Origin of the sequence: Kitasatospora sp. NPDC051170 (assembly GCF_044455705.1) — a bacterium.
GTDB lineage: Bacteria > Actinomycetota > Actinomycetes > Streptomycetales > Streptomycetaceae > Kitasatospora.
Window position 1 is genome coordinate 107,969 of the sequence record NZ_JBITFA010000005.1, and the last position, 25,384, is coordinate 133,352.

18 protein-coding genes are annotated in these 25,384 nt (G+C 72.1%); 15 read left to right on the top strand and 3 right to left on the bottom strand.

Annotated features, from left to right (window positions below; translation table 11 throughout):
• Positions 1 to 176 precede the first annotated feature (176 nt).
• On the bottom strand, positions 177 to 1,088 hold the full coding sequence (locus ACIBCA_RS13580; RefSeq protein ID WP_396283030.1) for an LPXTG cell wall anchor domain-containing protein: 912 nt from the start codon (positions 1,086 to 1,088) through the stop codon (positions 177 to 179).
• Positions 1,089 to 1,280: 192 nt separating this feature from the next.
• Entirely contained in the window at positions 1,281 to 2,156 is an 876-nt protein-coding gene (locus ACIBCA_RS13585) for a phosphotransferase family protein (RefSeq protein ID WP_396283031.1), read from the bottom strand.
• A gap of 151 nt (positions 2,157 to 2,307) precedes the next feature.
• Between ACIBCA_RS13585 and ACIBCA_RS13590 the strand changes: the two genes are divergently transcribed.
• The 7 genes from ACIBCA_RS13590 to ACIBCA_RS13620 all read left to right on the top strand — a co-directional run bounded on the left by ACIBCA_RS13590 (position 2,308) and on the right by ACIBCA_RS13620 (position 13,740).
• Complete coding sequence (locus ACIBCA_RS13590) at positions 2,308 to 2,784, top strand: carboxymuconolactone decarboxylase family protein (RefSeq protein ID WP_396283032.1); 477 nt, start codon at positions 2,308 to 2,310, stop codon at positions 2,782 to 2,784.
• Between the two features lie 232 nt (positions 2,785 to 3,016).
• On the top strand, positions 3,017 to 3,805 hold the full coding sequence (locus tag ACIBCA_RS13595; RefSeq protein ID WP_396283033.1) for a response regulator transcription factor: 789 nt from the start codon (positions 3,017 to 3,019) through the stop codon (positions 3,803 to 3,805).
• Between the two features lie 12 nt (positions 3,806 to 3,817).
• Positions 3,818 to 5,350: a sensor histidine kinase gene (locus tag ACIBCA_RS13600; protein WP_396283034.1), complete on the top strand. Its 1,533-nt coding sequence runs from the start codon at positions 3,818 to 3,820 to the stop codon at positions 5,348 to 5,350.
• 415 nt (positions 5,351 to 5,765) lie between these two features.
• Positions 5,766 to 7,310 (top strand): cytochrome ubiquinol oxidase subunit I, encoded by a 1,545-nt coding sequence (locus tag ACIBCA_RS13605; protein WP_396283035.1) that lies wholly within the window; start codon positions 5,766 to 5,768, stop codon positions 7,308 to 7,310.
• Positions 7,311 to 7,343: 33 nt separating this feature from the next.
• Positions 7,344 to 8,372 carry a cytochrome d ubiquinol oxidase subunit II gene (gene cydB / locus ACIBCA_RS13610; protein ID WP_396283036.1) on the top strand — a complete coding sequence of 343 codons (1,029 nt, stop codon included), beginning with the start codon at positions 7,344 to 7,346 and terminating at the stop codon, positions 8,370 to 8,372.
• Between the two features lie 4 nt (positions 8,373 to 8,376).
• Complete coding sequence (gene cydD, locus ACIBCA_RS13615) at positions 8,377 to 11,880, top strand: thiol reductant ABC exporter subunit CydD (RefSeq protein ID WP_396283037.1); 3,504 nt, start codon at positions 8,377 to 8,379, stop codon at positions 11,878 to 11,880.
• A 45-nt stretch (positions 11,881 to 11,925) separates the two neighbouring features.
• Positions 11,926 to 13,740 carry a GAF domain-containing sensor histidine kinase gene (locus tag ACIBCA_RS13620; protein WP_396283038.1) on the top strand — a complete coding sequence of 605 codons (1,815 nt, stop codon included), beginning with the start codon at positions 11,926 to 11,928 and terminating at the stop codon, positions 13,738 to 13,740.
• Positions 13,741 to 13,954: 214 nt separating this feature from the next.
• Here ACIBCA_RS13620 and ACIBCA_RS13625 read toward each other — a convergent pair whose 3' ends face one another.
• Positions 13,955 to 14,125, bottom strand: a complete 171-nt coding sequence (locus ACIBCA_RS13625; RefSeq protein WP_396283039.1) for a hypothetical protein — start codon at positions 14,123 to 14,125, stop codon at positions 13,955 to 13,957.
• 212 nt (positions 14,126 to 14,337) lie between these two features.
• Between ACIBCA_RS13625 and ACIBCA_RS13630 the strand changes: the two genes are divergently transcribed.
• The 8 genes from ACIBCA_RS13630 to ACIBCA_RS13665 all read left to right on the top strand — a co-directional run bounded on the left by ACIBCA_RS13630 (position 14,338) and on the right by ACIBCA_RS13665 (position 25,371).
• A complete protein-coding gene (locus ACIBCA_RS13630; RefSeq protein ID WP_396283040.1) occupies positions 14,338 to 14,733 on the top strand; it encodes a hypothetical protein in 396 nt (131 codons plus the stop codon).
• Positions 14,734 to 15,052: 319 nt separating this feature from the next.
• Positions 15,053 to 16,084, top strand: a complete 1,032-nt coding sequence (locus ACIBCA_RS13635) for a PstS family phosphate ABC transporter substrate-binding protein (RefSeq protein ID WP_396283041.1) — start codon at positions 15,053 to 15,055, stop codon at positions 16,082 to 16,084.
• Positions 16,085 to 16,446: 362 nt separating this feature from the next.
• The gene (locus ACIBCA_RS13640) at positions 16,447 to 17,034 is read left to right on the top strand and encodes a hypothetical protein (protein ID WP_396283042.1); all 588 of its coding nucleotides are present in this window, start codon (positions 16,447 to 16,449) and stop codon (positions 17,032 to 17,034) included.
• A gap of 235 nt (positions 17,035 to 17,269) precedes the next feature.
• Positions 17,270 to 19,840, top strand: a complete 2,571-nt coding sequence (locus ACIBCA_RS13645; protein ID WP_396283043.1) for a hypothetical protein — start codon at positions 17,270 to 17,272, stop codon at positions 19,838 to 19,840.
• Between the two features lie 391 nt (positions 19,841 to 20,231).
• Positions 20,232 to 21,266 (top strand): phosphate ABC transporter permease subunit PstC, encoded by a 1,035-nt coding sequence (gene pstC / locus ACIBCA_RS13650; protein WP_396283044.1) that lies wholly within the window; start codon positions 20,232 to 20,234, stop codon positions 21,264 to 21,266.
• Between the two features lie 42 nt (positions 21,267 to 21,308).
• The gene (pstA, locus tag ACIBCA_RS13655; protein ID WP_396283045.1) at positions 21,309 to 22,664 is read left to right on the top strand and encodes a phosphate ABC transporter permease PstA; all 1,356 of its coding nucleotides are present in this window, start codon (positions 21,309 to 21,311) and stop codon (positions 22,662 to 22,664) included.
• A gap of 38 nt (positions 22,665 to 22,702) precedes the next feature.
• Positions 22,703 to 24,466 (top strand): substrate-binding domain-containing protein, encoded by a 1,764-nt coding sequence (locus ACIBCA_RS13660; protein ID WP_396283046.1) that lies wholly within the window; start codon positions 22,703 to 22,705, stop codon positions 24,464 to 24,466.
• On the top strand, positions 24,463 to 25,371 hold the full coding sequence (locus ACIBCA_RS13665) for a sortase (RefSeq protein ID WP_396283047.1): 909 nt from the start codon (positions 24,463 to 24,465) through the stop codon (positions 25,369 to 25,371). The genes ACIBCA_RS13660 and ACIBCA_RS13665 overlap by 4 nt, the downstream gene beginning before the upstream one ends.
• The last annotated feature ends 13 nt before the right edge of the window (positions 25,372 to 25,384 follow it).

The window sequence follows — 25,384 nt, forward strand, 5'->3', positions numbered from 1 at the left end:
GCGGAAGGGGAAGCGCGCTGGGGGCGTGGGCCCGTGGGATGTGCTCGGGCGGCCGGCGGGGGCCGGTGCGGCGGACTCGGCGTGAGGGCGGGTGCGGGGCGTGCGGTGAGACGTGAAGGGGCCCTGTTCCGCACCGGCGTGCGGAACAGGGCCCCTTCATGGTGGCCGTCGGCCGGTTACCGCTGGGGTCGGAGTCGGCGGACGGCGATCAGGACGCCTGCGCCCAGGGCGAGGAACGCGGCGGAGGAGAGGGCGAGGAAGGTGTTGTTCTCATCCGCTCCGGTGTGGGCGAGCTCGGGGGTGCCGGGCGGGGCGGTGGTGGCGGGTGCGGCGCTCGGGGTGGCGGCGGGTGCGGTGGTCTTGTCGGTGGCGGGCTCGGCCGGCTTCTCGGCGGGCTTCTCGGCGGGCTTGGAGGTGGGCTTGGGCTTGGCCGGGGTGGTCGGCTTCGGGTGCGTCACCTTCACCTCGGTGAGTGCGCCGCGACCGACGACACCGAGGTCGGGCGAGACGATGACCTCGAGCCCGTTGACGTCCTTGGGGACATCGGCGGCGACGGCGACCCGGAAGCGGTAGTGGCCGACCTGGCCCTTGGCGAGCGGCGCGGTCACACCAGGGGCGGAACCGCCGATCGCCGGGTCGCAGCGGTGGTGCAGCGTCACCCGCTTCCACTGGCCGTGGTCCATCACCTCGGCGGTGATCTGCGAGGGCTGCGGAGTGGCACCGTTCTTGTTGAAGAACGAGATCCCCAGCGGGAACCGGTGGTAGTCGGCGCCGGTCCCGTTGGTGAAGTCGACGTCGAACTCCACCTTGGGGCCGCCCGCGGTGATCGAGGCGGGCACCGAGACGAACGCGCCGGTGGCGCCCTGGCCGTGCAGTTCGACGGAGCGGTCGTCCTTCTCCTGTGTGGCCGGCTTCGCGGGAGCGGCGACGGGCGCGTCGTCCGGGGCGCCGCAGGCCCAGGCGTTGCCTGCGGTGAGGACCTGGACCCCGCCTGCCAGGACGACGGTGGTGGCGATGGCGGCGAGTCCGCGGCGGACGGAAACCGGGCGGATGTTCTTCGTGAATCGGGTGATAACGGGCGTGCGCATGACGTGACTCCCCAGGGTCATGGTGATGAGCGTGTGGTGGGTGAAGGTGACCGGCGCCGCTCCTGTCGAGCGGAAGCACCCCCCGGCTTCGCCGGTCCTGCTCTCCGTCCGCCTTCACCCTGATAGACGCGCGTCCCCCCGAGGGGTTGCAGGTGAGTTCAGAACTTTTTCCGACCGCATCGAAACCGCAGGTCAGCTGACCGCCGACCAGTGCCAGGGCCTCGGCCCGGCCTCGCCGCGCAGGCAGGCGAGGCGGTGGTGGGCCTCGGTGCGGTGGCGGTCGGGGTCGTCGGCGGCGAGTTGCAGGGCGTAGCAGGTGAGGCGCAGTTCGCGCAGGTCCCGTAGGACGGGGTAGCCGGGCCAGGTGGTGACGTCGGTGCCGTACGCCTCGCAGAAGGCGGCGTACTCCTCGGGGGTGGCGGTGTCGAAGACCCCCTGCTCGACGGCGACGGCGGTGAGGTCCCATTCGGGCGGGCCGAGCGAGGTGCGCTCGAAGTCGAGCAGGTAGGTGGTGGAGGCGGTCACCGCGACGTTGCCTCCCCAGGCGTCGCCGTGGACGACTCCGGCGGGCAGTCCGGGCGGCAGGCCGGCCCAGGCGGCGCGCAGGTCGGTGAGGCGTCCGTGCAGCCAGACCTTGTCCGGAGGGCGGACGGTCGACGCGCCGTCGATGCGCAGGGTGAGACGGACGAACGGGTCGAGGTGTCCCAAGGCGAACGAGGGGACGGGCAGTTGGTGCAGTCGCCGCAGGAGCGGTGCCAGGTCGGCGGCCGTTCCGTGCGCGTGCGGCGGCAGTTGGTGCCAGAAGGTGACCGGCCGGCCGTCGATGTCCAGCGGCTGCGCGATGCTCTCCAGCGGCCGTACGGACGGAACGCCGCACTCGAAGAGCCAGCGGGCGACGGCGAGTTCGCGCGAGGCGGCCGCCGTCTGACCGGTGCGGCCGACGCGGGCGACGACCCCGCCCGGCAGCCGCCACAGCGCGTTCTCGCCCTCGCGGATCAGCGAGGCCCCTTCGGCGGGGAGTCCGGCCAGGGCGCAGGCGGCGAGCAGGGGGGTGATCGTGCCGGCCATGGAAACCCTCCCCCCTCGCGCCCTGTTCCGCAGCGTAGCCGCGCGGCGGCGGGGCGACGGTGGCGCAGGTCACACCCGGCGGATGTCACGGTCGGCGGGCGTGTTCGGTCAGACAGGGTGACAGCGCACCACCAGGACAGGGGAGCACATCATGGAAGCCCGTCTCGACCAGTTCGCCAACCCGATCATCGGCAAGGTCCTCAAGCACTTCATCGCGGCGGGCCGCCAGATCGCGGAGTCCGAGCTGCTGCCGGCCGCGACCCGGGAGCTGGTGATGATGCGCGCCAGCCAGATCAACGGCTGCGGGTTCTGCGTCGACATGCACTTCAAGGACGCCGTGCACGGCGGCGAGGAGGCGACCAGGCTCAACCTCGTCCAGGTCTGGCGCGAGGCGACGGTGTTCACCGACGCCGAGCGGGCCGCGCTGGAGCTCGCCGAGCAGGGCACCCGGCTCGCGGACGGCGCTCCCGGTGTGACCGACGAGGTCTGGGCGAACGCCGCGAAGTACTACGACGAGGAGCAGCTGGGGGCGCTGGTCGCCCTGATCGCGCTGATCAACGCCTTCAACCGCGGCAACGTCATGGTCCGCCAGCCCGCCGGTGCCTACCAGCCGGGGATGTTCGCCTGAGCGCCGCGGGGTAGCGCGGGGCGGTGAGACCGCGGCGGCCGGGGTACAGGGGTCCCCGGCCGCCGCCGTGCGCGCGGGGCTCCCGTACGCACACCACCGAGCCCCGTACCTGGGGGCTTGTCGCCTCAAAACCGACCGATAAGGTGTTAATCCAACATTCATCCATGTCGCATAGCCTCCGGGAGCTAGCCTCATGCTGAACGTCACCGTCCGATCGGGAGGCGAAAGCCCCGTGCAAGGCACTGTCACCACACCCGGCGGCTCCGCCGTGACCGCGGGCCAGGGCGAGGCTTTCCTCCTCGTCGTCGACGACGAGCCGAACATCCGCGAGCTGCTCGCCGCCTCGCTGCGCTTCTCCGGCTTCCGCGTGGCCTCCGCCGCCAGCGGCACCGAGGCGCTCGACCTGATCACCGCCGAGCGGCCCGACCTCGTCGTCCTCGACGTCATGCTGCCCGACCTCGACGGCTTCACCGTCGTCGAACAGCTGCGCGAGCGCACCAGCCGAGGCCAGATCGCCGCGCCCTCCCATGGGCACCCCGGCGACCACCTCCCGGTGCTCTTCCTCACCGCGAAGGACGGCGTGGGCGACAAGGTGCAGGGCCTCGCGGCCGGCGCCGACGACTACGTCACCAAGCCGTTCAGCCTGGAGGAGCTGATCGCCCGGATCAGGGCCATCCTGCGCCGGGCCGGCGGCCCCGCCGAGGACGGGCGGCTGGTCGTCGCCGACCTCGCCCTCGACCCCGTCGCGCACGAGGTCACCCGCGCCGGCACGCCCGTGGCGCTCTCCCCGACCGAGTTCAAGCTGCTGCACTACCTGATGGCCAACGTCGGCCGGGTGGTGTCCAAGGCGCAGATCCTCGACCACGTCTGGGCCTACGACTTCGGCGGCGACCTCTCCATCGTCGAGTCGTACATCTCCTACCTGCGCCGCAAGCTCGACTCCGGCCCCGCGCACGGCCCCAAGCTGATCCACACCGTGCGCGGCATCGGCTACGCGCTGCGCCGCCCCGCCCAGGGCTGACCGGGCCCGCTCGTGCTCGCCCGTCTCACCTCCCGGCTGTCGCTGCGCCTGCGGCTGCTGGTGCTCGCGCTCGTGCTGGTCACCACCGGGCTGGTGGTCAGTGACACCGTGGTGCTCGGCACCGTCCGGGAGCAGCTGGTCGATCAGCTCGACGAACAGCTCCAGCGGTACGGGCCGCTGCTCTCCCACCGCGCGCCGACCGTGCCGTCCACGCCGCTGCCCGGGCGGCCCGCGGTCTCCGGGAAGCGGATCAGCCTGCCCAGCCAGTACCTGGTGCAGTACCTGTCCCCGGACGGCAAGGTGCAGGGGACGATGCGCCAGCCCGTCTCGGACACCGAGCCGGCGCCCCAGCTGGCCGGACTGGACCCCACCCAGACCGCTCCCGACGCGCCCTTCGACCTGCCCGACCAGCGCGGCCACCACAGCTGGCGGGTGCTGGTGCTGCCGCTGCAGGCCCCCCGTCAGCCGCAGCCCCAGGCCCAGCAGCAGGCGCCCGGGCCCGGCGCCTTCTCTGCGCCGTCCACCGTCCCGGCGTACGTGATGGTCGCCGTCTCCCGGGAGGACGTGGACGCCACCATCGGCAGCCTGCGCACCTCCTTCCTCGCGATCGGCGGCGCGGTGCTGCTGCTGATCACCGCGCTCGGCTTCTTCGCCCTGCGGGCCGGGCTGCGGCCGCTGCGCCGGATCGAGGCGGGCGCGGCGCGGATCGCCTCCGGGGAGCTCTCGCACCGGATGCCGGAGCTCTCCCGGGGCACCGAGGTCGGGCGGATGTCGGTGGCGCTGAACGGGATGCTCGACGAGATCGAGGCTTCCTTCGCCGCCCGGGCCGAGTCCGAGTCGCGGATGCGGCGGTTCGTCGCCGACGCCTCGCACGAGCTGCGCACCCCGCTGGCCGGCATCCGGGGCTTCACCGAGCTGTACCGGATGGGCGCGCTGCCCACCGAGGAGGACGTCCGCCGGACGATGAGCCGGATCGAGAGCGAGTCCGTCCGGATGGGCGCCCTGGTCGAGGACCTGCTGGTGCTCGCCCGGCTCGACGAGGAGCGCCCGCTCGACCTCGCCCCGATGGACCTGCGCACCCTCGCGGCCGACGCCCTGCACGACCTCACCGCGCTGGACCCGAGCCGTCCCGTCGCGCTCACGGGCCCGGCCGGCGCCGGCGTGCCCGCCGCGGCGCCCGTCCTCGGGGACGAGGCGCGGCTGCGGCAGGTGGTGACCAACCTGGTCGGCAACGCCGTCAAGCACACCCCGCCCGGCACCCCGGTGCGCATCGGCGTGGGCTCGGGGGTGGGCGGCGTCTGCCTGCTGGAGGTCGCGGACGCGGGCCCGGGCCTCACCGAGGACCAGGCGCGCCGCGTCTTCGACCGCTTCTACCGCGTCGACGCCTCCCGCAGCCGCGACAACGGCGGCGGCGCGGGCCTGGGCCTCGCCATCGCCACAGCCCTCACCCGGGCCCACGGCGGAACGCTCAGCCTCGACACGACCCCGGGGGCGGGCGCGACATTCCGGGTCGAACTGCCCGTCAACGGTGAGCGCCTTTCCTGAATCCCCAGGTCGACTCGTCAATTCGCTCACGGGCCGAGGGAAACCGAAGGGAACGGAAAGGTCCGGTCCGTCGAGGACACGACCGGTTCCGGCTGGTAGCGGGCCCCGCTCGTGGTCGCGAGCGGGGCTTCGTGCTGTCAAGCGCCGGTTCGGACAAGTCGCCGGGTGCCGTCGCCCGCCCCGTGCGTTGTCCGGTCCTCGGGCCGCCGCGCAGACTGTGCGCACCGTCACGCGCCGAAACTCCGTGTCAACCCCACCCTGCCTGCGGTTCCTCCGTAAGGATGATGGATACTGGACCTTGTGAACGTGTTCACGTTCACAAGCGGACAAGCTTGCGTGGTTCGGCGGCGGTCCATGGCTATAGATGAGGTTTGTTCGGAAACGCCCTACTGGGGCCGGCTGGAGAGAGGGCGACGTGGAACTGGCAATCGCTCACGAAACGATCGCACGTTGGCAATTCGGCATCACGACCGTCTACCACTTCCTCTTCGTCCCGCTCACCATCAGCCTGGCCGCCGTCGTGGCCGGGCTGGAGACCGCCTGGGTGCGGACGGGCAAGGAGAAGTACTTCCACGCCACCAAGTTCTGGGGAAAGCTCTTCCTCATCAACATCGCGATGGGCGTGGTCACCGGCATCGTGCAGGAGTTCCAGTTCGGCATGAACTGGTCCGACTACTCGCGGTTCGTCGGTGACGTCTTCGGGGCCCCGCTCGCGATGGAGGCGCTGATCGCCTTCTTCTTCGAGTCCACCTTCATCGGCCTGTGGATCTTCGGCTGGGACAAGCTGCCGAAGCGGATCCACTGCGCCTGCATGTGGATGGTCGCCCTGGGCACCGTGCTCTCGGCCTACTTCATCCTCGCCGCCAACTCCTGGATGCAGCACCCCGTCGGCTACGCGATCGACCCGGTCAGCGGCAAGGCGCAGCTCACCGACATCGCCAAGGTGCTGTTCCAGAACACCACCCTCGTCGTGGTCTTCCACACCCTGACCGCCGCCTTCCTCACCGGCGCCGCGTTCATGGTCGGGATCTCCTCCTTCCACCTGTGGAAGGCCAAGCGCCGGCCCGAGGGCGCCGACCCGAAGAAGACCGCCGTGATGCGCACCTCGCTGCGCCTGGGCCTGGTGCTCGCCGTGGTCTTCGGCGCCGGTACGGCGCTCAGCGGCGACACCCTCGGCAAGGTCATGTTCGAGCAGCAGCCGATGAAGATGGCCGCCGCCGAGGCGCTCTGGGACACCCGGTCGCCCGCGCCGTTCTCGATCTTCGCGGTCGGCGACGTCAGCAAGGGCCACAACTCGGTGGAGCTGGAGATCCCCGGGATACTGTCCTTCCTCGCCCACAACGACTTCTCCTCCTCCGTCCCCGGGATCAACGACACCGCCGCCGCCGAGGCCGCGCAGCACGGCGGCTCGCCGAAGGACTACATCCCGAGCGTCTTCGTGACGTACTGGGGCTTCCGGTTCATGATCGGCTTCGGGATGACCTCCTTCCTGGCCGGTCTGGTGGGCCTGTGGACCACCCGGCGCAAGCTCCTCCTGAAGCCGGAGTTCCGCACCGGCGACACCGAGGTGCCCCGGCTGATGCTCACGCCCTCGCGGGAGCTGGGCCCGGTGCTCACCAAGTGGAGCTGGCGGATCGGCATCCTCACCATGGGATTCCCGCTGATCGCCAACAGCTTCGGCTGGATCTTCACCGAGATGGGCCGTCAGCCCTGGGCCGTCTTCGGCCTGATGACCACGGCCAGCGCCGTCTCCCCCAACGTGAGCGTCGGCACGCAGATCGGCGCCCTGGTCACCTTCACCACGCTGTACGCGATCCTCGCCGTCATCGAGGTGCGGCTGCTGGTCAAGTACGCCAAGGCCGGGCCGGTGGTCACCGAGAAGCCCCCGGCCAAGGACCCGACCCTGCGCGGCCCCTCCTCGGACGAGGACGCCGACAAGCCGCTCGCCTTCGCGTACTGACGCCACTGGTTCACGGAAAGGAGACCAAGGGTCATGCAACTCCACGACGTCTGGTTCGTGCTGATCGCGGTCCTGTGGATCGGCTACTTCTTCCTGGAGGGCTTCGACTTCGGGATCGGCATCCTCTCCAAGCCGCTCGCCCGCGACACCGCCGAACGCCGGGTGCTGATCAACACCATCGGCCCGGTCTGGGACGGCAACGAGGTCTGGCTGCTGACGGCCGGCGGTGCCACCTTCGCGGCCTTCCCCGACTGGTACGCGACGCTGTTCAGCGGCTTCTACATCCCGCTGCTGGTCATCCTGGTCTGCCTGATCGTGCGCGGCGTGGCGTTCGAGTACCGGGCCAAGCGCGACGGCGCCCGCTGGCAGCGCAACTGGGAGGAGGCCATCTTCTGGACCTCGCTGCTCCCGGCCTTCCTGTGGGGCGTGGCCTTCGCCAACATCGTGCGCGGCGTGGACATCGACGCGCAGAAGAACTTCGTCGGCTCCTTCTGGGACCTGCTCAACCCGTACGCCCTGCTCGGCGGACTGGTGACGCTCGCCCTGTTCACCTTCCACGGCGCGGTGTTCGCCGCGCTCAAGACGGTCGGCGAGATCCGCGACCGGGCCCGCACGGCCGCGCTGGGCGCGGGGCTGGCCACGGCCGCGCTCGCGCTGGTCTTCCAGATCTGGACCCAGGTGGACAGCGGCAACGGGCGCAGCCTGGTGGCCCTGACCGTGGCCGTGGTGGCGCTGCTCGGCGCCCTGGCGGCCAACCAACTGCGGCGCGAGGGCTGGGCGTTCGTCCTGTCCGGGGTGACCATCGTGGCCGCCGTCGCGATGCTCTTCCTGTCGCTCTTCCCGAACGTGATGCCCTCCAGCCTGAACGACGCCTGGAGCCTGACCGTCTCCAACGCGGCCTCCGCGCCGTACACGCTCAAGCTGATGACGATCGTCGCGGCCGTGTTCACCCCGCTGGTGCTGCTCTACCAGGGCTGGACGTACTGGGTGTTCCGCAAGCGGATCGGCGTCCAGCACATCCCCGGCGGCCACCAGAGCGCCGCCGCCACCGAGCAAGGCTGAGGCCGTGAAGCCCGTCGACCCCCGACTCCTCGGGTACGCCCGCACCACCCGCGCCTTCCTCGCCGGCAGCGTGCTGCTCGGCGCGGTGGGTGCGGGACTGGTCGTCGCCCAGGCGAGCCTGATCGCCGAGATCGTCGTCCGGGCCTTCCAACGCGGGGACGGTGTCGGGGAGTTGAGCGGGCCGCTGGTGCTGCTCGCGCTCACCGCCCTCGGGCGGGGGCTGGTCGGCTGGCTCACCGAACTCACCGCGCACCGGTCCGTCGCCCGGGTGAAGTCCACCCTGCGGAGCCGGCTGCTCGACCACGCCACCGCGCTCGGCCCCTCCTACCTGGCGGGCCGGCGCACCGGCGAACTCACCACCCTCGCCACCCGGGGCGTCGACGCCCTCGACGACTACTTCGCCCGGTACCTCCCGCAGTTGGCGCTGGCCGTCGTCGTCCCCGTGGTGGTGCTGCTGCGCATCGTCGGGGCCGACTTCACCTCGGCCGCCGTCATCGCCGGGACGCTGCCGCTGATCCCGCTGTTCATGGCGCTCATCGGCATGGCCACCCAGGCCCGGATGGACCGGCAGTGGGAGACGCTGGCCCGGCTCTCGCACCACTTCCTCGACGTGGTCGCCGGACTGCCCACCCTCAAGGTGTTCAACCGGGCCCGAGCCCAGGCCGCCACCATCGCCCGGATCACCGCCGACTACCGCCGCGCGACCCTGCGCACCCTGCGGATCGCCTTCATCTCCTCCTTCGCGCTGGAACTGCTCTCCACCCTGTCCGTCGCCCTGGTCGCCGTCACCATCGGCTTCCGGCTCGTCGACGGCACGCTGGACCTGGAGACCGGGCTCGTCGTGCTGATCCTCGCCCCCGAGGTGTACTTCCCGATCCGGCAGGTCGGCGCGCTCTACCACTCCAGCGTCGAGGGGCTGACCGCCGCCGACGAGATCTTCCAGGTGCTGGAGACCCCGCTGCCCGCGGCCGGGACGGTGCCGGCGCCCGCGCTGGTCGGGGCCGTCATCGCGGCACAGGGGGTCGTCGTACGGCACCCGGGCCGCGCCGAGCCCGCGCTGGACGAGGTCTCGCTGACGCTGCGTCCGGGCGGGACGACGGCGCTCACCGGGCCGAGCGGCGCCGGGAAGTCCACGCTGCTGGCCGTCCTGCTCGGGCTCACCGGGCCGGACGCGGGCACCGTACGGGTCACCGCGGCGGACGGGCGCGGCTACGACCTCGCCGAGCTGGAGCCGGAGAGCTGGCGGCGGCAGATCGCCTGGGTGCCGCAGCACCCGCACCTGTTCGCCGGGACGATCGCCGACAACCTGCGGCTGCACCGGCCGGAGGCCGAGGAGGCGGAGCTGTGGACGGCCCTGCGCGCCGCGCACGCGCTCGACTTCGTCACCGACCTCGACGCCGTGCTGGGGGAGGACGGCGCCGGGCTCTCCGCCGGGCAGCGCCAGCGCCTGGCCCTCGCCCGGGTGCTGCTCGCCGACGACCGGCCGCTGGTGCTGCTCGACGAGCCCACCGCCAACCTGGACGGCGCCTCGGAGGCGGCCGTGGTCGAGGCCGTACGGGCGCTCGCCGAGGACCCGGCGCGCACGGTGCTGGTGGTCGCGCACCGGCCGGCGCTGCTGGCGGTGGCGCAGGAGCGGGTGCGGTTGGCGGGGCCGTCGTTCGTACCGGCCGCTTCACTCGCTCCGCTCGCGCACAGCGGGCGGCCCACCGCAGCCGTCTCCCCGGAGGCGGAGGCGGAGGCCGAGGAGGCGGCGCCCGCCGCGCCCCGGCTGGCGCTGTCCGTCCTTCTCGGCGCGCTCGCCCTCGGCTGCGCCGTCGCGCTGATGGCGACCTCCGGCTACCTGATCTCCCGGGCCTCCCAGATGCCGCCCGTGCTCTACCTGATGATGGCCGTCACCTCGGTGCGGGCCTTCGGCATCGGCCGCAGCGTCTTCCGCTACGCCGAGCGGCTCGTCTCCCACGACGCCGTGCTGCGCACCCTCGGCACCCTGCGCGCCGCCGTCTACCGGCGTCTGACCGTGCTCGCCCCGGCCGGGCTGCCCGCCTTCCGGCGGGGGGACCTGCTCTCCCGGCTCGTCGCCGACGTCGACGCGATCCAGGACCGCTACCTGCGCTGGCGGCTGCCCGCCGCCGTGGCCGCCGTGGTGGCGCTGGCCTCCGCCGTGGCGATGGGTGCCTTCCTGCCCGCAGCCGGGGTGGTGCTCGGCCTCGGGCTGCTGCTCGCGGGCGTGCTGGTGCCCGCGCTGGCCGCCCGCTGGTCGGCCGGCGCCGAGCGGCGCCAGGCCCCCGCCCGGGGGCGGCTGGCCGCCGGCGTGGTCGACGTGTTCAGCGGCACCGCCGAGCTCACCGTGGCGGGCGCCCTGCCCCGGCGGCTCGCCGCCGTCCGCCGCGCCGACGAAGCGCTGACCCGGCTCGCCGCCCGCTCCGCCGCCACCACGGCGCTGGGCACCGGGCTGATCGCACTGCTCACCGGCCTCACCGTCGCCGCCGCGGCCGCCGTCGGCGTCCAGGGCGTACGGGACGGGGCGCTCGCGCCGGTCTGCCTGGCCGTGGTGGTGCTCACCCCGCTGGCCGCCTTCGAGGCCGTCACCGGGATGCCGCTCGCCGTCCAGGCCCGCCAGCGCGCCCGGGCGGCGCAGGCCCGGCTGGACGAGGTGCTCCTCGCCCCGGCGCCCGTCGCGGAGCCCGCCGCGCCCGCGGCCCTGCCCGAGCAGCCGCTGCCCGTCGCCGTGCGAGGCCTGACCGTGCGCCACCCCGGGCAGGAGCGGGACGCGCTCGCCGGGCTGGACCTCGACCTCGCGCCCGGCCGGCGGATCGCCGTCGTCGGCCCGTCCGGCTCGGGCAAGACCACTCTCGCCCAGGCGCTGCTGCGCCTCCTGGAGCCCGGCGGGGGGACGGTGGCCTTCGCCGCCGGTCGTCCACAGGCTGTGGACAGTCGCGCGCTCGCCGGGGAGGACGTGCGCCGGGTGATCGGCCTCTGCGCCCAGGACGCCCACGTCTTCGACAGCTCGCTGCGGGAGAACCTGCGCCTCGCCCGCCCCGACGCCTCGGCCGAGGACCTGCGCGCGGCGCTGGCCGCCGCCCGGCTGCTGGACTGGACGGACACCCTGCCGGACGGCCTGGACACCATGGTCGGCGAGCACGGCGCCCGGCTCTCCGGCGGGCAGCGCCAGCGGCTCGCCCTGGCCCGGGCGCTGCTCGCCGACTTCCCCGTCCTCGTCCTCGACGAGCCCGCCGAGCACCTCGACCTGCCCACCGCCGACGCCCTCACCGCCGACCTGCTGGCCGCCACCGAGGGCCGCAGCACCGTGCTCATCACCCACCGGCTGGCCGGGCTGGACGACCACACCGTGGACGAGGTGCTGGTGCTGGACGGCGGCCGGGTCGCCGAGCGGGGCGGCTGGTCGGAGCTGCTCGCCGACCCGGACGGGCGGCTGCACGCGATGTGGCGGCGGGAGCGGGAGGCCGACGGCCTGGTCGCGCCTGCCTTCAGCCGCGCCTGCTCCTAGCCGCGCCTGCCTTTAGCTGAAAACCGTACAAACTAGGCTTTCTCCATGGACCCCACGCCAGACCTCCCCGCCGACACCCCGGAGCCGGCACCCCACCGGGTGCCCGAGATCGCCTCGCTCGGGCTGGATACGCTGGTCACCGAGGTCTCCGAACGCCTCCAGTCCGCCGCCGCCGTCACCGACCGGATGCAGCGGCTGCTGGAGGCGGTGGTCTCCATCGGCGCCGGGCTCGACCTGCACGCCACCCTCCACCGCATCGCCACCGGCGCCGCCGAACTCGTCGACGCCCGCTACGCCGCCCTCGGCGTCATCGCCCCCGGCGGCACGGGCCTGGCCGACTTCGTCCACGTCGGCATCGACGACGAGACCGCCGCCGAGATCGGCGACCTGCCCAGCGGACGCGGCATCCTCGGCGCGCTCATCGACCGCCCCGAACCGCTGCGCCTGGCCGACCTCGGCGCCGACCCCCGCTCCTCCGGCTACCCGGCGCACCACCCCTGCATGAAGACCTTCCTCGGCGTGCCCATCCGGGTGCGCGCCGAGGTGTTCGGAAACCTTTACCTGACCGAGAAGAAGGGCGGCGGCGCCTTCACCCCCGAGGACGAACAGGTCGTCCACGCGCTCGCCGCCGCGGCCGGCGTCGCCATCGAGAACTCCCGCCTCTACGAGGAGGGCCGGCGCCGGGAACGCTGGATCGCCGGAGCCAACGCCGTCACCGGTGCGCTGCTCTCCACCGAGCAGGCCGAGGGCGCGCTCACCGTCGCCGCCGAACAGGTACGGGAGCTGGCGGACGCCGCGCTCGGCATGATCCTCCTGCCCACCGGGCCCGAGGGCGGGGGCGACGGGGACGGGCGGATGCGCGTCGCCCACGCCTCGGGGGAGGACGCCGAGTACGTGCGCGGCGAACTGCTGCCCAAGGACAGCTTCGCCAAGCAGCTCTTCGCCGGGGAGAGCGTCCACCTCGACGACATGTCCAGCGACCCGACCGTGGTGATCCGGCGCGCCCGCGCCTTCGGCCCGTCCATGGCCGTCCCGATGGTCGCCGCCGGGCGGGTGCTCGGAGGCCTGTGCGTCTGGCGCCCGCGCGGCGCCGTGCCCTTCACCGACAGCGAGAAGCAGCTCGCCGAGGCCTTCGCCTCGCAGGCCGCCCTCGCCCTGCGGCTCGCCGAGGGCCAGCGCGACCGGCAGCGCCTCGCCGTCTTCCAGGACCGCGACCGGATCGCCCGCGACCTGCACGACCTGGTGATCCAGCGGCTCTTCGCCACCGGGATGATGCTGGAGGGCGCGGCCCGGCAGGCCATGGTGCCGGGCGTGAAGGTCGGCATCGGCAAGGCCGTGGACGAGCTCGACGCCACCATCCAGGAGGTGCGCACCACCATCTACGCCCTGCAGCACGACGACCACGGCGACGCCCCCGACACCCTGCGCACGCGCGTGCTGCGGGAGGCCAGCCAGGCCGCGGCGGCGCTCGGGTTCAAGCCCTCGGTGAGCTTCGTCGGCCCGGTGGAGAGCCTGGTCGGCGAGAAGACCGGGCGTCAACTGCTGGCCGCACTACGGGAGATGCTCTCCAACACGGCGCGTCACGCGCGGGCCTCGCGGGTGGGCGTCGAGATCGACGCGACCGTCCACCTGGACGACGACGGACGGCCGATGGGCGGCGACCCGGAGGATCTGGAACGGGCCGGACGGCCCGGCGTCGCCCTCACCGTCACCGACGACGGGGTGGGCATCCCCGCGGGCGGGCGGCGCAGCGGCCTGCTCAACCTCACCCGGCGGGCTGAGGCCCTCGGCGGGGCCGCCTGGCACGAGCCCGGGCCGCACCGTAAGGGCACCCGGGTGAGGTGGACAGCCCGCCTCTGATGATTTTGGTGAAAGCTGAACAAGAGAGAACTTCGCGACCAACAGCGCAAGTTGTGAAGGCGCTGGGGTTCCAACAGCTCAGTGTGCACACATAGCTTTGCTCCGTCTCGGAGGGGAAACCGGACGGAGGGGCTGTGGACGCTTCCGGCCGCGGGAATGCCGCAGCAGGGGCAAGTCGAGGGGGGTTCCGGACCGAACGAGGCCCGGACGGGCGTTACCGCTGGCAGTTGAAAGCACCGAACGGAAGGGTGGTCGCCATCACGGCCGCCCAGTTCGAGACACCCGGCGAAGCCGAACGCGGCTTCGACGGTTTACGCGTCGCCGCTGCCGAGCTCACCGCGCGGATCACCCATGTGCGGGACGGGATCGGCTGGATCTGGGTCATTCCCGGAACGCGTTCCTTACCCGAAGTGCGGTCCAGCCGTGCGTACGAGAGGTACGCCACCTGTCAGAACGCGTTTCGGCGGTTCGTGGTGCTCCTGGCGAAACAAGCGCCACGGGAGCCGATTCCTCGCGAGGTCCCTCAGGTTCCTCAAGTCCCGCAAGCCCCACAAATCCCGCAAGTCCCGAAGAGAGCCGTGTCCTTGAGACGCCCCGATGGCCGCTGAGCGGCGGGGGCCGCGACTGCTGATCGTCCCCGCGGCCGACCGTTGCGTGAGCTGGGCGCTGCGGGCCGCCAACGGTCGGCCGCTCGGCGTGGGCGTGCGCACGTACCGCAGCGAGGACGAACTCGCGGAAGCTGTCAGGGAATTGATCATCGAACGGGCCGCGCTGCGCTGCTCGCTGGGCCAGTCCGAGGGGCGCCAGTGGGTGTGGGCCGCCTACATGCCCGTGCGGAGCACACGGCGGGGCACCGGGGACGCCGTTCCTGTTGCCCGCAGCGCCCGGGGGTACCTGCGCAGGGACCAGTGCCAGGCGGGGGTGGAGGGGTTCCTGGCCGGACTGCGGTTCGTGGGGCAGGAGTTGCGGCGCGGCGGGAGCTGGCTCCTGTAGTCCCTGTTGCCGAACGTGCAGTTCCGGTGAAGCGCAGGTTTCCGGCAACACCCTGAGCAGCCACCTGGAGAAGAACGTCGACCGCTTTCGGAAGGTCGTCCACGGGTATGTCACGTCCACGCTGACCAGTCGCTAAACCTCGTCGAACCGATGAGTCGACATTCTTCGGTCACACTCCACCACCCTTCCGGCGGAACCCCCGGGCCGGACAGGATCGGCATCGCCGGAGGGGCCGCAGCAGACACGGCCCCCGGCTCGGAGCCCCCAACCCGGGCTTCGGTAACGCGATGTACATCTCTCCCTTCGGAGGAAGAGGAACATGCGTAAGACCGCTGCCAAGCTGCTCACCGTCGCCGCCCTGGCGACCTCCCTCGCCACCGTCGTCAGCGGCACCGCCGTCGCCGACCCGTCGGTGACCCCGGCCTCCGTCGACATCGTGGGCGTCGGCTCGGACACGACCCAGGCGCTGCTGAACCAGCTCGCCACGGACTACAACTCCTCCCTGGGTGCGGGCTCCACCGCCCCGCACCTGTACAGCTGGGACGCGACCGGCACCTCGCCGATCACCCCGAAGACGGGCGCCTCCTCGATCGCCCGCCCGAACGGCTCCGGCGCCGGCATCAGCGCCCTCAACGCCAACACCTCCGCCACGGTCGACTTCGCCCGGTCCTCGCGCCCGGCCGGTGCCTCCGACCCGCACGGCCTGGCCTTCGTCCTGCTCGCCAAGGACGCGATCACCTGGTCCGCCAAGAGCGGTGGCAACGCCCCGGCGTCGCTGACCCAGGACCAGCTGACCAAGATCTACAACTGCACCTACACCAACTGGCAGCAGATCAGCTCCAGCCTGCCGAACGCCACCATCAAGCCGTACCTGCCGCAGGCCAACTCCGGCACGCGCCAGGTCTTCCTCGCCGCGATCAGCACCCCGACCCCGGGCACCTGCGTCACCACCGGCCCGCAGGAGAACGAGGGCACCGACGCGGCGCTGAACGACGCGGACGCGGTCTTCCCGTACTCGATCGGTCACTACATCGGCCAGACCAACGGTCACTCCTCCGGCTCGGACGCGGTCGGTGTCCTGACCCTGCGCAACGTCCAGGTCGGCACCACCGTCTACAACCCGGTCGTCAGCGGCCACATCAACACGAGCCTGGTCAACACGGTCTTCGGCCGCGGTCTGTTCGACGTGTTCCGCAACACCGAGTGGACCGCGACCGACACCCACGGCACTGCCCTCCAGGCGATCTTCGGCCCCGACGGCTGGATCTGCAACGACTCCGTCGCCGGCGCCGACATCACCAGCTACGGCTTCCTGACCTCCGTCGCTTGTGGTGTCTCCACCGTCAGCTGACCCACCCCGCACCATCCGACGGCCACGGGCTCCGCGCCCGTGGCCGTCGGCCCAACTGCCGGAGCGCCGAGGGGAACGGCCCGTGGACGTGCGGTAGCACCGTCATCACCTGAGTCCTTCGGCATCGTGCGAGCTTCGCCGATTCTCCCCTCGGACACCTGTCCTCCACTACGGTGCGGCAAGCTGACGCGAAGTCACGCACGGTCGAGCGGAACGTAGTTCGCATCCCATGCGCGATACCACTTCGCACTTCTGAACTTCGGTTCCCGCCCCCGGCCTGCACCGGGCGGGAACCGTCGGCCGGTCCTACGGGCCGGTGCTCCACCACCGAAGCGAAACCTTCCTCTCCCAAGGAGACTCGCATGTCCCGTATCACCGCCCGGTTCCTCGCCGGCGGCGTCGCGGTCGTTCTCGCCGCGACCGGCTTCAGCAGCGAGGCTGTGGCCGACACCGCTCCCGCCGCCCCCACCGGCAGCGCTGTGGTGACCGAGAACAACGCCTTCCTCCAGTCGGCTGCCGCGAACGGCGTGTTCATCGTTCCGCTGCCGAACGCCTCCGTCTCGTACGATTCCACCGCCGGTCTGGCGACGAGCCTTCCGGTGACCGGTGGCAGCATCAACCTCAAGCAGTACTACGGCAACGCCTCGCTCGACGGCAGCCTGCTCTTCGTCGACCTCCTGACCGGCAAGAGCGTGCTCTTCAAGCAGTTGGCGTTCAGCGCCGACGACTGGCGGGTCACCGGCGTGCCGGCCGGCGGCACCGAGCCGGTCCTGCTGCTCAAGCCGGGTGGCACCGTGGCCGCCTCCCAGAACGGCAACACCCAGAGCCTGACCTCCGACAACCTCACGGTGGACGCGACCGGCGCCAAGTACCTGGACGCCCAGCTCAACACGACCTTCTTCACCGGGGGCCAGAAGGTCGGCTCCTTCACCTTCTCCTTCACCGGCTGATCAGTCGGCTGAGAGGTGAGCGTCGGGCCCGCGCGATCAGGCGCGGGCCCGCAGGTCTGATGGTGCGCCAACTTCGCTACGGAGTCTCCGCGTTGGGGCGTCGTACATACGGGCGACCGGATCCGGCCACCTGCGGCTGGCCGAATGGCTGCGTACTGGAACCGTTGGCCGCTCGCTGCCCGATCCCCTTGCGCCGCGTGTCTCGGCGGCGCTTCGTAGCACGGAGGTACCCACCATGAGAATCCGACTGCCCGACCGGAGATCTCCGGGATGGTGGCGCAAGCGTCTGCCGGCCTTCGCCGTGGTGTGGGCGGTGGTGGTGGCGATCGGCGTGGCGCCGATCGGCCTGGGCGCCGTGACGCCTGCGGTGGCGGCCGGGTCCTCCGTCACTCAGCAGGGGCCCCTCGTCTGGCTCCCTGCGGAGAGCAGGTTCGGGGACACCAACGGGAGCGTCACCGTCGCGCAGACGAAGAACCTGGTCAACCAGATGGTGCACGTCAGCTGGACGGGGTTCACTCCGACCCTGAGCAAGGCCGGAGATTCCTGGACGGCCGGCCCGGACACCGGTTTCAACGCCTTCTACCAGGTGCGCGTGTACCAGTGCCGGGGCACCGACCCCAAGATCACCGACTGCTACGGGAGCACGCTGTACAACGCGGACGCGGCGAAGGGCTTCCAGCAGCCGAGGCCACAGCCCGGGACGACGTTCCCGGACTTCCCGGACAACCACACGCTGTCCGTGACGGGACCGGACGGTTCGGGCTTCGCCGACGTCCAGCTCCTCACCGCGGCGGAGAGCCCCTCGCTGAACTGTGACGACACGCATCCCTGTTCGATCGTCGTGGAGCCCAACTACGGGGGCAACGCGCTGGGCACCAAGACCAAGGGTGTCGTCAAGTGCGGGGACCACCGGTTCGACGCCACCGACTACAACGTGGGTTCCGATGGCGTCCTCCGGGAGGGTGTCAACCAGACGCTGCAGTTCCAGACCAGCGAGCAGTGCGCGTGGGACCTGAGGGTCGTGGTGCCCGTGGCGTTCTCGCCGACCCCGACGAACTGCCCGGCTTCCAAACCGGCGTTCTCGGCGGCGGGTCTGGAGCCCGCCAAGCGGGCGATGGACCAGTGGCAGACGGGCCTGTGCCAGGCCAGCGACCCGATGCTGGTCACCTACGGCTACGCGAACGGTGACCAGGCATCGCGGGCGGAGTTCCTCGCGGGGACGAAGGACCTGGTGCTGACCGCCCGGCCGGACGGGCAGTCGCCACCGTCCAAGCCGTACGTCTACGCTCCGGTCGTCTCGTCGGGCATCTCCGTGGCGTTCGTCGTGGACGCCGACAAGTCCGGACCGCAGATCAGGGACATGAAGCTCAACGCCCGGCTGGTGGCGAAGCTGCTGACCCAGTCCTACAACGCGAGGACCGACGTCCCCTCGGTCAAGGGAAACCCGAGCTGCATCTTCGACGACCCGGAGTTCCAGAAGCTGAACCCCGCGCCCTTCGACGGCAAGGGCGCGTGGCCGGGGGGGTGTGATTCGAGCCAGACCATCCCGACCGTGTACGGCGGGATCTCGGACCTGACGTACCAGCTGACCTCGTGGATCGCGTCCGACCCGGACGCGGTGCGGTTCCTGGACGGGGAGTACGACCCCTGGGGCATGCACGTGGACGGCTACTACCTGCGTCCGGCGTTCTCCGGCTACCCCGTCGACTCGTTCATCCGGCAGGACGGCTCCGGCTTCCCCGACAGTTCCAACCCGGCCTTTCAGACCTACAAGCAGTTCGAGTGGAACCCGCTCTCGACCGGGATCAAGGACGCGGTGCGGAAGATCGTGCAGAACCGGTCGAGTTGCGTGAGCACCGACGACAACGGGAAGGGCGGTCACGACCCGTGCGTGCCCCAGCCGGTCGGGCGCCGGACGCTGTTCGCCGTCATGGACTCGGCCCAGGCGAAGGCGTTCGCGCTGCCCGAGGCGCAGCTGCTGAACGCGGCGGGCGGCTTCGTCTCCCCCGACGTCCCGGGCTTCCAGTCGGCCGTGGCGGACATGACCGTGGACCCGGCGACGGGGATGCAGTCCCTGCCGTACGGCGCCCCGGACACGGCCTACTCGCGTGACCAGAAGGCGTACCCGCTGACCACCGTCGACTACGCGATGCTGCCGACCAAGGGCCTGTCCTCCGACAAGGTGACGGCGATGACGAGGTACATGCGGACGGTCACCACCGGCGGCCAGGTCTACGGCTTCGAGCCGGGTCATCTCCCGCCCGGTTTCCTCGCCCTGACGGGTGCTCAGCACACGCAGGCGAACGACGCCATCGGGCACCTGGAGGCCCAGGACAGCAAGCTGCCCGGCAACCAGGCCGCCCCGCCGAACCCGCCGGCCCCCGGCGACGGCGGTAGCTCGGGCTCGGGCGGCTCGTCCGGGGGCACCCCGGCCACGCAGGCGGGCGACAACACCGGGACCGCCTCCGGCGGGACCAGCGGGGACCTCTCCGCCGCCGGCGTCGCCGGTGGTACGGGCGGCGCGGCCGCTGCCGCCGGTGGCGCGGGCGCCGCGGCCGCGGGTGGCAAGGCGGCTGCCAGTCCGACCTCCTCCGGCAAGGCGATCGCGGCGGCTCCGGTCGCCGCCGGGACGCCTGCGGCGGACCGCTCGGGCTCGGCCCGGCTGCTGCTGCCGGTGGCGCTGATCGGTGGCCTGGTGCTGCTGGTCGGCGGTCCGGCGGCGCTCTTCCTCGGTGGTACGCCGGCCGGGGAGCGGGCGGTCTCCGGGGTGCGTCGGCTCTGGGCGAGGGTGGCCCGACGCCCGTAGCGCAGGACCGCACGCACCGACCCACCACCGCCTGACGACCCGGCGGGGCCGCCGTTCCGGCCCCGCCGGGTCGTCGTCGTGTCGTCGTCGTGTTGGGCAGTCAAGTTCGTTATGAGACAAGGCTGTTGGGTGGTTCGGCGGTGTGTTTGGACATGCCCGAGGCATGTCATGCCTGCTGCTGGAGTTCCCAACTCCGCTACGGAGTTTCCGCGTTGGGTTCTCGTACACACTCGCGACCCGATCCGGCCACCTCCGGCTGGCCGAATGGGTACGCACCCGCATCGCCGCTACGCGCGGAGCTCCACCCGTACGGCACCGAAGCGCACCCCCTGTATCGAACCCCCCGTGCCGCACGCACCCTGCACCCGCCCCCGAGCCCGGAGAGCAGACCATGACAGCCGCCGCGCAGCCAGCGGCACCGTACGGCGGGTCGGCGCCAGGCCGCCCCGGCGACGGGCCGGACCAGGACGTCCCCCGCACGATCATCGTCTCCGCCACGCCCGGGGACCGGGTGTTCCGCGGGGTGCTGCGCCTGGCCGGCCTGTCCGTGTTCGCGATCATGGGCCTGATCGCGTTCTTCCTGCTCCTGCGCGGCGCCGACGCCGTCCGCGCGACCGGCTGGTCGTTCCTGACCGAGCAGCGGTGGCAGGTCGCGGCCCACAACTTCGGCATCGCCGCCATCCTGCCGGACGGCGTGCTGATCGCCGTGATCGCGCTGGTGATCGCCGTCCCGGTGGCGCTCTGCACCGCGGTCTTCATCTCGGAGTACGCGCCCGTGCGGCTGCGGGGCGTGCTGATCTCGCTGGTCGACCTGATGGCGGCGATCCCCAGCATCATCTACGGCCTGTGGGGGCTGTTCTTCCTCCAGCCGCGGATCGTCGGTTTCAGCCGCTGGCTCTCCGATCACCTCGGCGGGGTGCTCCCCTTCCTGAAGGTGCGCACCGGCGGTGTCGCCTCGTCCTACACCTCGTCCACGTTCATCGCCGGCGTGGTCGTCTCGCTGATGATCATCCCGATCATCGCCTCGCTCAGCCGGGAGGTGTTCTCCCAGGCCCCGCAGGGCGAGCGGGAGGGCGCGTACGCGCTGGGCTCGACCCGCTGGGGGATGGTGCGCTCGGTGGTGCTGCCCTTCGGCAAGGGCGGCGTGATCGGCGCGGTGATGCTGGGCTTCGGCCGCGCGATGGGCGAGACCATCGCCGTCGCGCTGATCATCTCGCCGCACTTCGAGGTCATGACGCACGTCCTCGAGAACGGCGCCAACTCGATCTCCTCGCTCATCGCGCTGCGGTTCGGTGAGTCGGACGCGCTCTCGCTCTCCGCGCTGATGGCGGCCGGTCTGGTGCTGTTCGCGCTGACCCTGCTGGTCAACCTGGCGGCCGGATTCGTGATCAACCGGTCGCGGTCCGGGGCCTCCACCGCGGACTGAGCGGAGCACCGACATGACCAACTCTCCGGAAGGGACGACCCGATGACCACGCTCGACCTGCCCCCGGTCGCCGCGGCCGAGCCCCCCGGCCCGGTCGCCGCGGCCGGTGCGGACGCCGCCGAGGCGCCGCCGAGGCCCGAGACCAAGGTGCGGCTCGGCGGTGTCACCCGCGAGGACGTGTTCACCGTGGCCGGCGCGGCGGTCGGCTCGCTGGCACTGGACTGGACGCTCTTCGAGCGGGTACTGCCGTTCAGCGGCGTGTTCGGCTTCCTGGTCTGCTGGTACCTGCTGTTCCTGGCGGGCTACTTCATGCTGGGCCGCCTCCAGTGGGGCCCGCTCATGGTGCGCGACCGGCTGGTGTCGGTGGTGGCGTGGAGCTCCGGCCTCCTGGTGGTCGGGCTGATCGCCGACCAGGTCGGCTACGTGGCGGTCCGCGGCTGGGAGGCCGCCCAGCACCTCAACTTCTTCACGGAGTCGATGGAGCACACCGCCTCGCTCTCCCCGATCACCTCCGGCGGTGCGCTCAACGCCGTCGTCGGGACGCTGGAGCAGATCGGCCTGGCCACCCTGTTCTCCGTCCCGCTGGGCATCGCGGCGGCGGTCTTCATGTCCGAGGTCGGCGGCCGGGCCGCGCGGCCCGTGCGGACCCTGGTCGAGGCGATGACCGCGCTGCCGTCCATCGTGGCCGGCCTGTTCGTCCTCGGTGTCTTCATCCTCACCTTCGGCGGGGAGAAGAGCGGCTTCGCCGCCTCGCTCGCGCTCACCGTGATGATGATGCCGATCGTCACCAGGGCGGCCGAGGTGGTCATCCGGCTGGTGCCGGGGACGCTGCGCGAAGCCTCGTACGCGCTGGGCGGCAGCCAGTGGCGCACGGTGTGGAACGTGGTGCTGCCGACCGCCAGGCCGGGTCTGGTGACGGCCGTGGTGCTCGGCATGGCGCGCGGCATCGGTGAGACCTCGCCCGTCCTGCTGACCTCGGGCTTCAGCCCGCTGATGAACGCCGACCCGTTCAACGACCAGCAGGTGTCGCTGCCGCTCTACATCTGGAACTACGTCAAGTCGCCGCACGAGCCGATGGTGGCGCGCGCCTTCGCGGCGGCGCTGACCCTGATGGTCATGGTGTTGATCCTCTTCGTCACGGCCCGCGCGCTCGGCGGCCGCAAGCCGGGGGAGCTGACCCGGGGCCAGAAGCGGCGGATCGCCCGGGAGGCCCGGCGGGCCGAGGCCTCGGTGCGCTCCCGGCCGGCCGCCACCGCTCGCCCTGCGGCCGCCAGGACCGCTTCCGCTCCCGGTGCGTCCGTCCCCGGTGCATCCGGCCGTGGCGCGTCCGTCCCCGGTGCGTCCGGCCGTGGCGCGTCCGTCCCCGGTGCGTCCGTCCCGTTGCCCGGGAGCAGCTGATGAACCAGCCAACCACCCTCCGGACTCAAGGAGTTCCCATGTCGCGGGAGGCCGCAAGCCGCCCCCTGGCCCGCGGGCTCGCCCTGCTGATGTCGCTGTTCCTGCTCGCGGCGGCGCCGATGCTCGGGCCCGGCTCCCGGGCGTTCGCGGCGTCCGTCGCGCTGACCGCGGACGGCTCCAGCTGGGCGCAGCCGGCCATCGACCAGTGGCGCCAGGACATCAGCCCGCAGGGCATCCAGATCAGCTTCACCGGGAACGGCTCGGCGACCGGCCGCCAGTCCTGGGCGAACGGGGCGGACGACTTCACCGCCTCCGACGTGCCGTTCCGCTCCGAGCAGGACCAGGGCGTGGGCAAGGCCGGCCAGTCCAACGACCAGGGCGGCAAGGAGAACCCGAAGTACGGGTACTCCTACGTCCCGATCACCGCCGGTGGCACCACGTTCATGTACAACCTGACGGTCGGCGGCAAGCAGGTCCGTGACCTGCGGCTCTCCACGCAGACCGTCGTGGACATCTTCACCAACAAGATCACGAACTGGAACGACCAGCGGATCACCAACGACTACGGCAAGCAGCTGCCCAGCAAGGCGATCACCCCGGTGGTCCGCTCGGACGGCTCCGGCGCCACCGCCCAGTTCACCCGCTGGATGGAGCACACCCACAAGGACCAGTGGGACGCGTACTGCAGCGCCGTCAACGGCGTGCCCTGCGGTGACTACACCGAGTTCTACCCCCGCAGCGGCGCCAAGATGACCGCACTGAACGGCTCGGACGTCGTCGCCGGCTACATCAAGGCGCCGACCGGCGACGGCACCATCGGCTACGACGAGTACGCCTTCGCCAAGCTGAGCAACTGGCCGGTCGTGAAGGTGCTCAACCCGGCCGGCTACTACTCGCTGCCGACCGCCTCCAACGTGGCCATCGCGCTCACCGCCGCCAAGATCCGCGGCGTCGACGACGCGACCCCGTCGAACGACCCGAACTACCTGCAGCAGAACCTCGACGGCGTCTACACCAACAACGACCCGCGCTCCTACCCGATCTCCAGCTACAGCTACCTGATCGTGCCGCGCGCCGGAGCGGCGCTGCCGCCGCCGGGCCGCTTCAACAACGAGAAGGGCGCGGCGCTCACCAAGTTCATCTCGTACGTGCTGTGCGAGGGGCAGGCGGAGGCGGACGGCCTCGGGTACTCCCCGATCCCGCGCAACCTCGTCAAGGGCGGCCTGCTGCAGACCAAGTCGATCCCGGGCAACGCCAGCCCGGTCGACCCGAACACGCTGTCCAACTGCAACAACCCGACCTTCAACTCGGCCGGTGAGCTGACCATCCTCAAGAACGCGGCGCAGCCGAGCCCGTGCGACCAGGCGGGCCAGCCGCTGGACTGCGTCGTCGGCTCGGACGGCAAGCCGCAGCCGAAGGGCGGCTCCGGCAACGCCGGCGGCGCGGCCGGCGGCGCCGGCGGCAAGGGCGACGGCGCCGGCGGCACGGGTGGTGCCGGGGGTGCCGGTGGCGCGGGTGGCGCGGCGGGTGACCCGAACGCGCCCGCCGCCGCAGGGGCCGCCGACCCCAACGCCCCCGCCGACGACACCCAGGAGATCGACCCGCAGACCGGCCAGGTCGTGGCCCGCGGCCGGGGCGGTGCGACGGAGGTCGCGGCCAACGTGGTCGAGGTGTCCGGGCGGCCCGAGGACTGGACGCTGTCCACGCTGACGGCGCTGGAACTGCTCGCCGTCGTCCTGGTGCCGCCGCTGCTCGGGCGCCGGCTGCTGCGCAAGCGGCGCGGCTCCGGCGGTGCCTCGTGACCGCCCCCGTGCTGGAGAAGCCGACCGCTCCGGCGGCGGCCCCCGCTCCCGCTCCGGCGCCCGTGGTGGAGGCGGCCCGTCCGGCCGTCTCCGCCGGGCGGCGGCGGTTCCTGCAGGGCGCCTGGGCGGTGAGCCTGGCGGCCGCGCTGGTCATGGGCTTCCTCGGGTTCCTGTTCACGCTCTCGCACGTTCAGGAGCGGCACTACCAGTCCACCGCGTACAAGACCTTCCAGGACCGGCTGGGCCGGGCCGTCGCACCCACCGGCTCGGCCCCGGACGGGGACCCGGTGGCGCTGATCGACATCCCGGCGATCGGGCTGCACCAGACCGTCGTCGTCGAGGGCACCACCGGCCGGGACCTGATGCGCGGGCCCGGCCACCGGCGGGACACCGCGCTGCCCGGGCAGGCCGGGGTGGCCGTGGTGTTCGGCCGGGGCGCCACCTTCGGGGCGCCGTTCGCGCAGCTGTCCAAGCTGCGGGTCGGCGACAAGATCGAGGCCGTCACCGCGCAGGGCAAGTACACCTACACCGTCAACGTGTACGGCGACGGCGACCACCCGATCGTCGACCCGGCCCGCAACCGGCTCGTGCTCGTCACCGGTGACTCCGACTGGATCCCCGGCTCCACCGTCCTGATCGGAGCCCGCCTCGACGGGGCCGCCGATCAGAACCCCGGCGGCCGGCCCGCGACCGTCCCGTACGACAAGGCGCTGGCCGCCGACAAGGGCGCGCTGGCCACGCTGCAGCTCTGGTCGCTCGCCCTGCTCGGCGCGGTGCTCGGCGGGCTGCTGCTGGCCCGGTACTGGCGGCGCTCGGCCGTCTACCTGACCGCGGCGCCGGTCGTCGGCGCCCTGCTCTGGGCGGTCTACGAGAACGCCGCCGCCCTGCTGCCCAACCTCTACTGACGCGCGCCCGGAG